The 14237-nt window shown below is 74.0% G+C and carries 11 protein-coding genes and 1 pseudogene; 10 read left to right on the forward strand and 2 right to left on the reverse strand.

Features of this window, described 5'->3' with window-relative positions:
- Both clpB and GA0115242_RS25510 read left to right on the forward strand, forming a co-directional pair.
- On the forward strand, window positions 1–2598 hold the full coding sequence (gene clpB, locus GA0115242_RS25505; RefSeq protein ID WP_093832353.1) for an ATP-dependent chaperone ClpB: 2598 nt from the start codon (window positions 1–3) through the stop codon (window positions 2596–2598).
- A 242-nt stretch (window positions 2599–2840) separates the two neighbouring features.
- Entirely contained in the window at window positions 2841–3374 is a 534-nt protein-coding gene (locus GA0115242_RS25510; RefSeq protein ID WP_093832355.1) for a YbjN domain-containing protein, read from the forward strand.
- A 6-nt stretch (window positions 3375–3380) separates the two neighbouring features.
- Here GA0115242_RS25510 and GA0115242_RS25515 read toward each other — a convergent pair whose 3' ends face one another.
- Together GA0115242_RS25515 and GA0115242_RS25520 are read right to left on the reverse strand one after the other, a co-directional pair.
- The gene (locus tag GA0115242_RS25515; protein ID WP_107461477.1) at window positions 3381–4580 is read right to left on the reverse strand and encodes a mannosyltransferase family protein; all 1200 of its coding nucleotides are present in this window, start codon (window positions 4578–4580) and stop codon (window positions 3381–3383) included.
- Window positions 4581–4726: 146 nt separating this feature from the next.
- Window positions 4727–5914 carry a pyridoxal phosphate-dependent aminotransferase gene (locus tag GA0115242_RS25520; RefSeq protein WP_093832357.1) on the reverse strand — a complete coding sequence of 396 codons (1188 nt, stop codon included), beginning with the start codon at window positions 5912–5914 and terminating at the stop codon, window positions 4727–4729.
- A gap of 129 nt (window positions 5915–6043) precedes the next feature.
- Here GA0115242_RS25520 and GA0115242_RS25525 point away from each other — a divergent pair, with 129 nt between their 5' ends.
- The 8 genes and pseudogenes from GA0115242_RS25525 to GA0115242_RS25560 all read left to right on the forward strand — a co-directional run bounded on the left by GA0115242_RS25525 (window position 6044) and on the right by GA0115242_RS25560 (window position 14180).
- A complete protein-coding gene (locus GA0115242_RS25525) occupies window positions 6044–6349 on the forward strand; it encodes a hypothetical protein (RefSeq protein ID WP_093832359.1) in 306 nt (101 codons plus the stop codon).
- Between the two features lie 294 nt (window positions 6350–6643).
- Complete coding sequence (locus tag GA0115242_RS25530) at window positions 6644–7183, forward strand: DUF2617 family protein (RefSeq protein WP_093832361.1); 540 nt, start codon at window positions 6644–6646, stop codon at window positions 7181–7183.
- A gap of 104 nt (window positions 7184–7287) precedes the next feature.
- Window positions 7288–8929: pseudogene (locus GA0115242_RS25535) on the forward strand (polyamine aminopropyltransferase).
- Between the two features lie 73 nt (window positions 8930–9002).
- Complete coding sequence (locus GA0115242_RS25540) at window positions 9003–10058, forward strand: SRPBCC family protein (protein ID WP_093832363.1); 1056 nt, start codon at window positions 9003–9005, stop codon at window positions 10056–10058.
- A 38-nt stretch (window positions 10059–10096) separates the two neighbouring features.
- Window positions 10097–10885, forward strand: coding sequence for an aldose epimerase family protein (locus tag GA0115242_RS25545; RefSeq protein ID WP_093832365.1), 789 nt, complete (start codon window positions 10097–10099; stop codon window positions 10883–10885).
- 9 nt (window positions 10886–10894) lie between these two features.
- Window positions 10895–11443 carry an orotate phosphoribosyltransferase gene (gene pyrE, locus GA0115242_RS25550; protein ID WP_093832368.1) on the forward strand — a complete coding sequence of 183 codons (549 nt, stop codon included), beginning with the start codon at window positions 10895–10897 and terminating at the stop codon, window positions 11441–11443.
- 173 nt (window positions 11444–11616) lie between these two features.
- A complete protein-coding gene (fbaA, locus tag GA0115242_RS25555; RefSeq protein ID WP_093832370.1) occupies window positions 11617–12639 on the forward strand; it encodes a class II fructose-bisphosphate aldolase in 1023 nt (340 codons plus the stop codon).
- Window positions 12640–12698: 59 nt separating this feature from the next.
- Window positions 12699–14180, forward strand: coding sequence for an MFS transporter (locus GA0115242_RS25560; RefSeq protein WP_093832372.1), 1482 nt, complete (start codon window positions 12699–12701; stop codon window positions 14178–14180).
- Window positions 14181–14237: the final 57 nt, after the last annotated feature.

Here is a 14237-nt window from a genome sequence, read left to right on the forward strand (position 1 = left end):
GTGGACGCGGAGCTGACCAACCGGAGCCGGGACGCGATCAACGCGGCGAGCAGCCGGGCCGTGACCGAGGGTCACCCCGACCTCACCCCCGCTCATCTGCTCCTGGCCCTGCTCCAGGGGCAGGACAACGAGAACGTCACCGACCTGCTGGCCGCCGTCGACGCCGACCAGGCCGCCGTGCGGGCCGGTGCCGAGCAGATCCTCGCCGGGCTGCCCAGCGTCACCGGCTCCACGGTGGCGCCCCCGCAGCCCAACCGCGAACTGCTCGCCGTCCTGGCCGACGCCGCCGAGCGGGCCAGGGAGCTGGGCGACGAGTTCCTCTCCACCGAGCACCTGCTGATCGGCACCGCGGCGAAGGGCGGCGCCGCCGGGGACGTACTCTCCGGCCAGGGGGCCGGGGCGAAGAAGCTGCTGGAGGCCTTCCAGCAGGCGAGGGGAGGACGCCGGGTGACCACACCCGATCCGGAGGGCCAGTACAAGGCCCTGGAGAAGTTCGGCACGGACTTCACGGCCGCGGCGCGCGAGGGCCGGCTCGACCCGGTCATCGGCCGCGACCAGGAGATCCGCCGGGTCGTGCAGGTGCTGTCGCGCCGCACCAAGAACAACCCGGTGCTCATCGGCGAGCCCGGCGTCGGCAAGACCGCCGTCGTCGAGGGCCTCGCCCAGCGCATCGTGAAGGGGGACGTGCCCGAGTCCCTCAAGAACAAGCGGCTCGTCTCGCTCGACCTCGGCGCGATGGTCGCGGGCGCCAAGTACCGCGGCGAGTTCGAGGAGCGGCTGAAGACGGTGCTGGCCGAGATCAAGGACTCGGACGGCCAGATCGTCACCTTCATCGACGAACTGCACACCGTGGTCGGCGCGGGCGCGGGCGGCGACTCCGCGATGGACGCCGGGAACATGCTCAAGCCCATGCTGGCCCGCGGTGAGCTGCGGATGGTCGGCGCGACCACGCTGGACGAGTACCGCGAGCGCATCGAGAAGGACCCGGCCCTGGAGCGGCGCTTCCAGCAGGTGCTGGTCGCCGAGCCCACCGTCGAGGACACCATCGCGATCCTGCGCGGGCTCAAGGGCCGCTACGAGGCCCACCACAAGGTGGTCATCGCGGACAGCGCGCTGGTCGCCGCGGCCACCCTCTCGGACCGCTACATCACCTCCCGCTTCCTGCCCGACAAGGCCATCGACCTGGTCGACGAGGCGGCCTCCCGGCTCCGCATGGAGATCGACTCCTCGCCCGTCGAGATCGACGAACTCCAGCGCTCCGTCGACCGGTTGAAGATGGAGGAGCTGGCGATCGGCAAGGAGACCGACCCGGCCTCCCGCGAGCGCCTGGAGCGGCTGCGCCGCGATCTCGCCGACCGCGAGGAGGAGTTGCGCGGGCTGACCGCGCGCTGGGAGAAGGAGAAGGAGTCCCTCAACCGGGTCGGCGAGCTGAAGGAACGGCTCGACGAACTGCGCGGCCAGGCCGAACGGGCCCAGCGCGACGGCGACTTCGACACCGCCTCCAAGCTGCTCTACGGCGAGATCCCCACCCTGGAACGGGACCTGGAGGCCGCCAGCGCGGCCGAGGAGGAGGCCGCCAGGGACACCATGGTCAAGGAGGAGGTCGGCCCCGACGACATCGCGGACGTCGTCGGCTCCTGGACCGGCATCCCCGCCGGACGCCTGCTGGAGGGCGAGTCGCAGAAGCTGCTGCGCATGGAGGAGGAGCTGGGCCGCCGCCTGATCGGCCAGCACGAGGCCGTGCAGGCGGTCGCCCACGCGGTGCGGCGCACCCGGGCCGGGATCGCCGACCCGGACCGGCCCACCGGGTCGTTCCTCTTCCTCGGCCCGACCGGCGTCGGCAAGACCGAACTCGCCAAGGCGCTCGCCGACTTCCTCTTCGACGACGAGCGGGCCATGGTCCGCATCGACATGTCCGAGTACGGGGAGAAGCACAGCGTGGCCCGGCTGGTCGGCGCCCCGCCCGGGTACGTCGGCTACGAGGAGGGCGGCCAGCTCACCGAGGCGGTGCGCAGGCGCCCCTACTCGGTGGTGCTCCTCGACGAGGTGGAGAAGGCGCACCCGGAGGTCTTCGACATCCTGCTCCAGGTGCTGGACGACGGCCGCCTGACGGACGGTCAGGGCCGCACGGTCGACTTCCGCAACACCATCCTGATCCTCACCTCCAACCTGGGCAGCCAGTTCCTGGTGGACCCGCTGACCGGCGCGGACGAGAAGAAGGCGCGGGTCCTGGACGTCGTCCGGGCGTCCTTCAAGCCCGAGTTCCTCAACCGGCTCGACGACCTGGTCGTCTTCTCCGCCCTGTCGGAGGCCGAGCTGGCGCGGATCGCCCGCCTGCAGATCGACCGGCTCGCCGCGCGGCTCGCCGAGCGCAGGCTGACCCTGGAGATCAGCGACGAGGCGCTCGCCTGGCTGGCGTCGGAGGGCAACGACCCGGCCTACGGCGCCCGGCCGCTGCGCCGCCTGGTCCAGACGTCCATCGGCGACCGGCTCGCCAAGGAGATCCTCTCCGGCGAGATCAAGGACGGCGACACGGTCCGGGTGGACACGTTCGGTGACGGCCTGCTGGTGGGGCCCGCCACCGGGAAGACGCTCTAGTTCCGGTCGGGGCACCAGGACGCGTGGGGCCGTGCGGAACCGGGTACTCGGGCGCACGGCCGCCCGGGGCCCGGCACCGGTGGGCGGCCGCGCGCCGGACCCCGGGACGCGGGGGAGGGCGGCCGTACGGCCCAGCCGCCGCCCGGATCGTGTCTGCCCACGGCTGACAGGGTCGGCGGGGCTTGCCACGCCCCTCCCCGCATGGGGGAGGATGACGGAATCCGTATGAAGGGAAGAACACGGTGACCATCGACCCGTCCTCGATTCCGAATTTCGGGGGCCAGCCCGAGCCGCAGCCCCAAGGGCCGGCGGGCCCCGTAGTCCCGGATCAGGACCTCGTGAAGCAGCTCCTCGACCAGATGGAGCTCAAGTACGTCGTCGACGACGAGGGTGACCTCGCGGCGCCGTGGGAGCAGTTCCGCACGTACTTCATGTTCCGCGGCGAGGGCGACCAGCAGGTCTTCTCGGTGCGGACGTTCTACGACCGGCCCCACCAGATCGACGAGAAGCCCACGCTCCTGGAGTCGATCGACGACTGGAACCGGCGCACGCTGTGGCCCAAGCTCTACACGCACACCCACGACGACGGCACCGTCCGGCTGATCGGTGAGGCGCAGATGCTCATCGGCACCGGCGTCAGCCTGGAGCACTTCGTGTCCTCCACGGTCAGCTGGGTGCGCGCCGCCATCGAGTTCGACAAGTGGCTCGTCGAGCAGCTCGGCCTGGAGGACGACGTCAACGACGCCGACGGGACGCCCGGCGACGACGAGGCGTAGCCCTCCCTACAGGGGTGTGCGGGCGACGACCACCAGGTAGGCCCCGTAGCAGAACGAGAGCCCGGCCAGGGCGCAGACCACCACGGTGGCGTGCCAGGGCCGGGCTCTCGCCGTGCGGGTCAGCGCCCGCGCCAGCGGCAGCAGCAGCGGGAACGCCGGGAGCAGGAACCGCGGCTTGCACTCGAAGAACCCCGAGCCGCCCACCGCGACCAGCAGCAGCACCCCGCTGTAGACGACCAGCGGCAGCGGGGCCCGGTCGGCGACGAGCAGCGCGAACAGCACCAGGGCCGCCGCCACGATCACCATCGTCATCGGGAAGACGAGCTGTTCGTCGCCGAGCAGCAGGTGGCGGACGAAGCGCAGCGAGCCGCGGCCCAGGTCGAAGCGGGAGCCCCACAGGCGCTGCACCTCGAAGTAGCCGCCCGGCAGATCGCCCTCCCTGTGGCCCACCCAGAGCACGTACGCGGCCCAGCCGACCGGCGCGAGCGCCGCGCCCGTCCACAGCCTGTGGGTAACTTTCCCGCCCGCCCGCCGCACCGTCCAGCACTCCCACGCCGCCGCGGCGAGGACCGCCGCCGCCACCGCGAACCCGTTCGGCCGGGAGAGCCCCGCCAGCGCGGCCAGCGCCCCTGCCCACAGCCAGCGCCCGGCCAGCACGGCGTACAGCGACCAGACCGCGAACGCGGTGAGCACCGGCTCGGTGTACGCCATGGAGAGCACGATCGAGTGCGGCAGCAGCCCCCACAGCAGCACCAGCGCCGTCGCCACCGCCCGCCCGTAGAGGCGCGCGCCCAGCGCGAAGAGGCCGCACGCGGCGAGGTAGGCGGCCAGCCACGACACCAGCAGGCCCGCCGCGCCCCCGCTCAGCGGGCCCGCCTCCGTCACCAGCCGCACCAGCGCCGGGTACAGCGGGAAGAACGCCAGGTCGCTGTGGACGACGTCGGGCCCGAAGACCTCGCTGACGCCGTACCCGTGCGCGGCGATGCCCAGGTACCACAGGGAGTCCCAGGACCGGCCGAGCAGCGTGAGCGGGCGCTGGTCGGTCGCCCAGGCGGCGGCCGCCAGGACGAGGACGCCCAGCAGCCGGGCGACGGTGAAGAGGCCGAGCGCCCGCGCCGCGTCACCGGCGACGGACAGCCGCGCCCGCCCGGCGGCGCCCGGCCGCTGGCTGCGGGACGGGGGGAGGAGGATGCTCGCGTGGGTCACACCGGCACATTGCCGGTCGAAGGGGGCGAATACGAGCGTTGCGCGCCCGTGGACGGCGGATTCGACCCGTCCGGGGACACCGCGCGGACGGTCGCCCCGCCCGGAAGCGACGGCGGCCGGGCCGCCCGCGGCGGGTCAGCCGCCGGTCAGCGGACCGCCTTCAGCCGCTCGACCGCCTCCTGGAGCACCGACGTCCGCTTGCAGAAGGCGAACCGCACGAACGGCGCCCCCTCCTCCCGGTGGTCGTAGAAGACGGCGTTGGGGACGGCCACCACGCCCGCGCGCTCCGGGAGCGCCCGGCAGAAGGCGAAGCCGTCGCTCTCGCCGAGCGGCCGGATGTCGGTGGTGACGAAGTAGGTCCCGGCCGGCCGGAAGACCGCGAACCCGGCGTCCGCCAGCCCCGCCGCGAGCAGGTCGCGCTTGGCGAGCATGTCCGCGCGGAAGCCGGCGAAGAAGCTGTCGGGCAGCGCGAGCGCCTCGGCGACCGCGTACTGGAAGGGGCCGGACGCCACGTACGTGAGGAACTGCTTCGCGGAGCGCACCGCGGACACCAGCGCGGGCGCGGCCGTCACCCAGCCCACCTTCCACCCGGTGAACGAGAACGTCTTGCCCGCCGAGCCGATCGTCACCGTGCGCTCCCGCATCCCGGGGAAGCCCGCCAGCGGCAGGTGCTCGGCGTCGTCGAAGACCAGGTGCTCGTACACCTCGTCCGTCACCACCAGCAGGTCCCGCTCGACGGCCAGTTCGGCGATCGCCGTCAGCTCCGCGCGGCCGAGGACCGTGCCGGTCGGGTTGTGCGGGGTGTTGATCAGCAGCAGCCGGGTGCGGTCGGTGACGGCGGCCCGCAGCTCGTCCAGGTCGAGCCGGAACGCCCCCTCGTGCGGGCGCAGGGTGACCGGCACCCGGGTGCCGCCCGCCATCGCGACGCAGGCCGCGTAGGAGTCGTAGTACGGCTCCAGGGCGATCACCTCGTCGCCCGGCTCCACCAGCGCCAGCAGCGTCGCCGCGATGGCCTCGGTGGCGCCCGCGGTGACCAGGACACCGGTGTCGGGGTCGTGGTCGAGGCCGTACCGGCGCTGCTGGTGCGCGGCGATCGCGGTGCGCAGCTCGGGGACGCCGGGGCCCGGCGGGTACTGGTTGCCGCGCCCGTCGCGCAGCGCCCGCACCGCGGCCTCCCGGATCTCCTCGGGGCCGTCCGTGTCGGGGAAGCCCTGGCCGAGGTTGATCGCGCCGGTGCGGGTGGCCAGCGCGGACATCTCCGCGAAGATCGTCGTCCCGAACTCGGCGAGGCGGCGGTTGAGCAGGGGGCGGGTGCTGGAGGTCATACCGGTCATCCTGCGCCGAAGCTCTGGAGTTCCTCAACTCTGCTTTGGCCCGGGGAGTGACCGGGAATCCCCGGGGCACGCACGAAGCGAGGCGCCCACGGGGGGTTGCTTCGGGGGACTCGGAAGGAGGGTGGCGCCATGGGTGTCATTCTGATCTTCACGGCGATAGTGGTGGTCATCGTGGTGGCCGCGGTGTCCAGGCGGCGCGGCAAGGGACGCGCCGCTTCCTACCGGCGCGGGGGCGCCGCGAGCGGGGGCGGCGGCGGGGCCAGTTGGTGGGCGGGCGACAGCGGTTCGTCGTCCGGCGGTCACCACTCCGGCGGCCACCACTCCGGTGGTCACTCCTGCGGTGGCGGCGGCCACTCGTCGTGCGGGGGCGGCTCCTCGTGCGGCGGCGGTTCGTCCTGCGGCGGCGGGGGCGGCTGCGGCGGCGGGGGCAACTGAGCACGCTCCGCTGGCCCGTACGCCCCGGCGTGCGCCACGACCCGGTGGCGCACGCCTGGTTGAACAGTTGAGCAGTGGAGCCCTCTGAGGGATGGAAACCCCACGAAGTTGGGTAAAAAGACTGTGGCGACGCCACAGTTCATGATTCCCTCTAAACCACCAAAGCGGCCGGAACGGATGTCCAGCGCACTCCCCCACGACGGGCCGACCGAAGTCGTCCGGACCGTCAGGTGCCGACCCTGGTGTCGCCGGATCCACTCCCCCTCATTCTTTGCGTGCTAGCGGAGCCCACCCATGCTCACGACCCTGAACACCGTCTACACCGACACACGTGCCGCCGACCTCGCCTGGGCGCTGGGCGGCGACCCGCTCCCCGCGCTCGCCACGCTGGACATCGAACTGTCCCGGGCCAAGCTCCAGTTGCGACTTCTCGGCGCCTCCCATCAAGTCATCCTGGAGGAGGAGCAGGGAAGTTGTTCGGAGACGGTGGCGTGCATCCCCGGCAGCAGCACCCCGTTGCCGCTGGGGGTCGCCAAGCGCGTCGGCGACTGGGAGTACGAGTTCGCGGCCCGCGTCGAGGTGCTGTCCCCGGGCTCGTTCGCGGGGCGCGCGCAGGAGCTGCTCGCCCTCGTCTCCGACCATCCGAACGGACTCGCGGGCGTCTTCCCCGGCAGTCCGCACGCCTTCACCGCCCTGCTGGCCCAGCGGCACGAGGGCCAGGTGCACTGGCGGACCTGGCACGCCTATCCGCAGGACGGACAGCTCGTCGCCACCCGCACCCGGGTGGGCGTCCGGGTCCCGGCGGCGGAGTCGCTCAGCCCCTCGGCCGTCTGACCCCGGCCGTCCCGCGGAGATCAAACGTCCAGCCGCCGACTGGCCGACATTTCCACACGTGTGGGTGACGAAGCGTGACGTTCACGTGACGTAACGTCGCAGTCGTGATCGATCCGCACGCGCCGGCCCCGCCCGGCTCCCCGCCTCCCTGGCCCGGACCGGCGCGGCTGCCGGTGCGGCCGGGCACGGGCCGGTTCCTGGTCCTGGCGTGCGTGTTCGTCTGCGCGGCCTGCGGGCTCGTCTACGAACTGGAGCTGGTCGCGCTCGCCTCCTACCTCATCGGCGACTCCGTCACCCAGGCCAGCGTCGTGCTCTCCGTGATGGTCTTCGCCATGGGCATCGGCTCCCTCGCCGCGAAACGGCTGCGCTGGCGGGCCGCCGCCGGGTTCGGCGCGATCGAGGCGGCGCTCGCCCTGGTCGGCGGGTGCAGCGCGATGGCCCTCTACGCGGTCTTCGCCTGGACCGGCGGCTGGGGCGGCCTGTGGGCGAGCGGGTCGCGCTGGCTCCTGGTCGCCTTCTCGCTCGCCATCGGCCTGCTCATCGGCGCCGAGGTGCCGCTGCTGATGGAGCTGATCCAGCGCATCCGCCGCCAGGACGCGGGCGGCGCCGTCGCCGACCTCTTCGCCGCCGACTACGTGGGCGCCCTGGTCGGCGGTCTCGCCTTCCCCTTCTTGCTGCTGCCGCTCCTCGGCCAGCTCACCGGCGCCCTCATCACCGGCACCGTCAACGCGGTGGCCGGCGGCGCCCTCGTCCTCGGCCTCTTCCGCCGCGACCTCAGCCGCCGCGCCCGCTGGCTGCTGCTGGTCGCCAACCTCCTGGTCCTCGGCGTCCTCGCCTCCGCCGCCGTCCTCGTCGACGACTTCGAACGGGCCGCCCGGCACGCCGTCTACGGCACGGACGTGCGGGTCGCGCTGCAGACCGGGGTCCAGGAGATCATCCTCACCGGGGGCACCCGCGGCAGGCCCCTCGACCTCTTCCTCGACGGCCGCCTGCGGGTCAGCGGCCGGGACGAACTGCCGTACCACGAGGCGCTGGTGCACCCCGCGATGAACGGCCCGCACGCGCGCGTGCTCGTCCTCGGCGGCGGGGACGGACTCGCCGTCCGCGAGGTGCTGCGCCATCCGGGCGTGCGCCGGGTCGACGTCGTCGAGCTGGACGCGGGCCTGCTCCGGCTGGCCCGCAGCGACCCCGGGCTCGCCCGGCTCAACGGCCACGCCTACGCCGACCCGCGCGTCCACGTCACCGCCGAGGACGCCTTCGGCTGGCTGCGCGGGGCACCGCCGTCCTCGTACGACGTCGTGGTCTGCGATCTGCCCGACCCCGGCATCACCGCCAGCACCAAGCTGTACTCCCAGGAGTTCTACGGCCTCGCCCGCCGCGCGCTGGCCCCCGGCGGGCGCCTCGTGGTGCACGCGGGCCCGCTCGCCAGCAGGCCGCGCGTCTTCTGGACGGTCGACGCCACGCTCCGCGCGGCCGGGCTGCACACCGTCCCGTACCGGATCTCGGGCCGCGCCTCCGGCTTCGCGGGCGGCCCCGACCGCACGACGGAGGCGTCCCGCGCCGCCCGCGACTGGGGGGTTCGTCCTCGCCGCCACCGCGCCGCCGCGCCTGAGCCTCGCCCCCGGGGCGCCGCGCCCGCGCACGCTCACCCCGGCGGCCCTGGCGGCGGACGCCGGTGAGGCGCTGCGGACCAGGGTCCCGGGGCTGCCGCCGTCCACCCTGGTGCACCCCCGCTACACCGACTGACCCCGTGGAAACCGGCCGCCACTTTCCGGCAACGGAGGTGCGGGAGCCGGTGTCCTGGGTAGGCTCGCCCGACATGGAGCATGAGGTGTTCGTTCCGGTTCTGGCCGCCCGGCTGCGGGACGCGCTCGCCGACCCCGCGCGGGTGGCCCGCGCGGTTCCCGGGCTCCACCAGGAGGCGGGCGCGGAGCCCGGCTCCGGTCGGCTGAAGGTGCGCGTCGGCGGCCACTCCGTCACCTGCCGGGGCACCGTCCGGGTCAGCGCCCGCGCCGACGGCGCGTACGTCCTGACCGGCGACGCCACCGAGGCCCGCGGCTCCGGCACCGTGCGCCTGGCGCTGACGGTGCGGGTCGAGGACGCGGAGGGCGGCGCCGCGGTCACCTTCACCGGCACCGCCACCGCGGACGGCCGCCTGGCCGAACTCCCGCCGGACGCCGTGGCCTCGGCGGCGACCCGCCTGCTGGACCGCTTCGCCCGGAACCTGGGCACCCCGCCGCAGGAGACACCGCGTGGGGCGGGCGCACCCGACGTCCCCGGGGGCGCGGACGACGCCGACACCGCGAGCGCCTCCGAGGGCGCGGACGACTCCGCCGACGCCCACACCGAAGGCGTCACCCCCGAGGCCGAAGCCGCGGACGCCGACACCGGGGGCGCGGACGGCACCGACGGCGCGGACGATTCCGCTGACGCTGACGCTGACGCTGACGCTGACGCCCCCGACGCCCCTCATGACGCCTCCGCCACTTCCGCCACCCCCGGCGACGCCCCCGTCCCCGGCGACCACGAGGGCACCGACCTCGAAGGGGCCGACCCCGAGCGCACCGATCCCGAAGGCGCCGACGTCGAAGGCGCCACCCCCGACGCCGACGCCCCCGACGCCGTCGTGCCCCTCGTGCCCGTGGAGCCCATCGCTCCCGGGGAGCCTCCCGCCGAGGCCGCGCACGCTCGGCGGACGATGATCGGGCGCAGTGCCGAGGAGGTCGACCACGCGCCGCCGCGCGGCCGGTACGCGCCCGTGCCCGCGCCGCAGACCATCGCCCCCGGCTCACCGCTGCGCTGGGCCGCGCCCGCCGCCGCCGTCGCGCTGGCGTCGGCGATCGTCGTCACCCGCGCGCTGCGCAGACGCCGTTGACCGCGTCCGCCGTCCGCGCACCCCAGTAGGGTCGTCCCGTGAGCGACGACGAGATCACGCTGACCGCGGGCGACGCGGAGGTGACCGTCCAGCCGGGCAACGGCGGGCGGATCGGTGGACTGCGCATCGGGGGCACCGAGTTGCTGCGGCAGGGGGAGCGGTTCGGCTGCTTCCCGATGGTGCCGTGGTGCGGCAGGACCAGGGACGGCCGGTTCCGGGACGGCGCGACGGTGCGGCAACTGCCGCTCAACTCACCGCCGCACGCCATCCACGGCACCGCGCGGGACGGCGCCTGGAGCACCGCGCGGGTCGGCGACACCGAGGCGGTCATCACCTACGACCTGGTCGAGCCGTGGCCCTGGTCCGGCCGCGTCACCCAGCAGATCGCGCTCACCCCGGACACCCTCACGCTGACGATGGCGGTGGAGACCCTCGACTCGTCGTTCCCGGCGCAGATCGGCTGGCACCCCTGGTTCCACCGCAACCTCGGCGGCGAGGACGTCCGGGTGGACTTCACCCCCGCCTGGCAGGAGGAGCGCGGAGCCGACCACCTGCCGACCGGCGAGCGCGTCGCCCCGCGCCCGGGTCCCTGGGACGACTGCTTCGGGATGCCCGGCGGGGTCGACGTCACCCTCACCTGGCCGGGCAGCCTGGAGCTGAAGGTGGCCAGCCGCGAGGAGTGGGTGGTCGTCTACGACGAGCAGGAGGCCGCCGTCTGCGTGGAGCCGCAGACCGGACCGCCCGACGGCCTCAACACGGCGCCCCGGCAGGTCACCCTCCTCGAACCCCTCGAAGCCGCCACCACCTGGACCTGGCGCCGCCTCTAAGCTGGCCGCATGAGTGACGTGCGCGCAGCGCTGCTTCAGCAGATCAAGGACAAGGCCGTGGTCCACGGCAAGGTGACCCTCTCCTCGGGCCTGGAGGCCGACTACTACGTCGACCTGCGCCGCGTCACCCTGGACGGCGAGGCCGCCCCGCTGGTGGGCGAGGTGCTGCTCGACCTGGTCGCCGACCTGGAGTTCGACGCGGCCGGCGGCCTGACCATGGGCGCCGACCCGGTCGCGGGCGCGATCCTGCACGCCGCCGCCGCGCGGGGCCGCCGGGTCGACGCGTTCGTCGTCCGCAAGGCGGCCAAGGCACACGGCATGCAGCGCCGGGTCGAGGGCCCCGACATCGCGGGCCGCCGGGTGCTGGTCGTCGAGGACACCTCCACCACCGGCGGTTCCCCGCTGGCCGCCGTCGAGGCGGTCCGCGAGGCGGGCGCCGAGGTCGTCGCCGTCGTCACCATCGTGGACCGCGCGACCGGCGCGGCGGAGAAGATCCGGGAGGGCGCCGCGGTGCCCTACCTGTACGCCTACTCCAAGGACGACCTGGGCCTCGACTGAGACCCCCCGCCGCCGCGCCGGCCGTCCCACGGTGCGGACGGCGGGAGACGGACGGCGGGGCGGGTCTGGAAAGATGGGGGCGCCGGTGACGACGTCGTCGCCCCAAGGTCTAGGTCAGGGCCGCAGGACGCAGCAACACAGAACGCCCACCCGCACATACAAGGAGCGGACAGATGCCCATCGCAACCCCCGAGGTCTACAACGAGATGCTCGACCGGGCGAAGGCAGGCAAGTTCGCCTACCCGGCCATCAACGTCACCTCGACGCAGACCCTGCACGCGGCGCTGCGCGGCTTCGCGGAGGCGGAGAGCGACGGCATCATCCAGATCTCCACCGGCGGCGCCGAGTTCCTGGGCGGCCAGTACCAGAAGGAGATGGTGACCGGCGCCGTCGCGCTCGCCGAGTTCGCGCACATCGTCGCCGAGAAGTACCCGGTCACCGTCGCGCTGCACACGGACCACTGTCCCAAGGACAAGCTCGACGGGTACGTGCGCCCGCTGCTCGCGGTCTCCGAGGAGCGCGTCAGGGCCGGTGGCAACCCGCTGTTCCAGTCGCACATGTGGGACGGCTCGGCGGAGACCCTCGCCGACAACCTCGCCATCGGCCAGGAGCTGCTGGAGCGCGCCCGCGCCGCCAAGATCATCCTTGAGGTCGAGATCACCCCGACCGGCGGCGAGGAGGACGGCGTCTCGCACGAGATCAACGACTCGCTGTACACCACCGTCGACGACGCGATCCGCACCGCCGAGGCGCTCGGCCTGGGCGAGAAGGGCCGCTACCTGCTGGCCGCCTCCTTCGGCAACGTGCACGGCGTGTACAAGCCGGGCAACGTCGTGCTCCGCCCCGACCTGCTGAAGGAGCTGAGCGACGGCGTCGCCGCGAAGTTCGGCAAGGCGTCGCCGTTCGACTTCGTCTTCCACGGCGGCTCCGGCTCCACCGCCGAGGAGATCGCCACCGCGCTGGAGAACGGCGTCGTGAAGATGAACCTCGACACCGACACCCAGTACGCGTTCACCCGCCCGGTCGCGGACCACATGTTCCGCAACTACGACGGTGTCCTGAAGGTCGACGGCGAGGTCGGCTCCAAGAAGACCTACGACCCGCGCACCTGGGGCAAGCTGGCCGAGGCCGGCATGGCCCGGCGCGTGACCGAGGCCTGCGGGAACCTGCGCTCCACCGGTACGCGCATCAAGTGACCCGCCCGCGGTGAGCCCGGCGCCTGTCCCAGGTGCCGGGCTCGCTGTATATCTGGGGCATGCCCGATGTCCGGCTCGCCTCGCCCCGGGGCAGGTGGATCGTCCTGACCACCGTGCTCGGCTCCAGCATGGCCATGCTGGACTCCACCGTCGTCAACGTCGCCCTCCCCCGCATCGGCCGTGACCTGGACGCGGGCCTGGCCGCGCTCCAGTGGACGGTCAACGCCTACATGCTGACGCTGGCCGGGCTGATCCTGCTCGGCGGCTCGCTCGGCGACCGCTACGGGCGCCGCCGGGTCTTCGTCGTCGGCGTCGTCTGGTTCGCGTCCGCGTCCCTGCTCTGCGGGGTCGCCCCGAACGTGGGGGTGCTGATCGCCTCCCGCGCCCTCCAGGGCATCGGCGGCGCCCTGCTGACCCCCGGCTCCCTCGCCCTCATCCAGGCCTCCTTCCACCCCGACGACCGGGCCAGGGCGGTCGGCCTGTGGTCCGGGTTCGGCGGGGTGGGCGCGGCCGTCGGGCCGTTCCTCGGCGGCTGGCTGGTGGACGGCCCCGGCTGGCGCTGGGTCTTCCTGCTGAACGTCCCGCTGGCGCTGCTGTGCGTGCCCATCGCGCTGCGCCACGTCCCCGAGTCGTCCGGCGGGGCCCGCGCGCACGGCCGGTTCGACGTCACCGGCGCCGCCCTCGGCGCCCTCGCGCTCGCCCTGGTCACCTACGCGCTGATCGAGGGCCGGGCGGGCTCCCTCGCCGTGGTCCTGACGGCGGCCGCGGCCGGGGTGGCGGCGGGGTGCGCCTTCGTGCGGGTGGAGCGGCGCGGCGCCGACCCGATGATGCCGCTGGACATCTTCTCCTCGCGCCAGTTCACCGCCGTCAACCTGGTCACGCTCTGTGTCTACGCGGCCTTCGGCGGGTTCTTCTTCCTGGCCGCGCTCCAGCTCCAGGTCGCCGTCGGCTGGTCCGCGCTCGCCGCCGGGACGGCGCTGCTGCCCACGACGGTGCTGATGCTGCTGTTCTCCGCCCGCTCGGGCGCGCTGGCCGGGCGGATCGGGCCGCGCATCCCGCTCACCGTGGGCCCGCTGCTGTGCGCGGCGGGGATGCTGCTGATGCTGCGGGTCGGGCCCGGCGCCTCCTACGCCGCCGACGTGCTGCCCGCGCTGCTGGTGCTGGGCTGCGGCATGGTCACCCTGGTCGCGCCGCTGACGGCGACGGTGCTGGCCTCCGTCGACACCGCGCGGGCGGGCCTGGCCAGCGGCGTGAACAACGCGGCGGCCCGTGCGGCCGGTCTGATCGCGGTGGCGGCGCTGCCGCTGCTCGCCGGGATGGGCCCGGAGGCGTACCGGACGCCGGACGCCTTCGACAGCGCCTTCCACCGGGCGATGCTGTGGTGCGCGGGGGTGCTGGTGGTCGGCGCGGGGGTGGCCTTCGCGACGGTGCGCACCCTCGCCCCGGACTGCGCGCACCCGGAGTGCCTGACCCACGGCTCGGTGACGGCGCCGCCGCTCGAAGGGCGGCGCGCGGCGGGCCGCATCGAGTCCGGGGAGTGAGGGGGCGGGGGAGCGCCGCCCGGACCGGGGCGGGCCGAGGCGGGGCGCGGGACGCGG

The sequence above is a fragment of the Streptomyces sp. SolWspMP-5a-2 genome (assembly GCF_900091845.1).
GTDB classification, from domain to species: domain Bacteria; phylum Actinomycetota; class Actinomycetes; order Streptomycetales; family Streptomycetaceae; genus Streptomyces; species Streptomyces doudnae.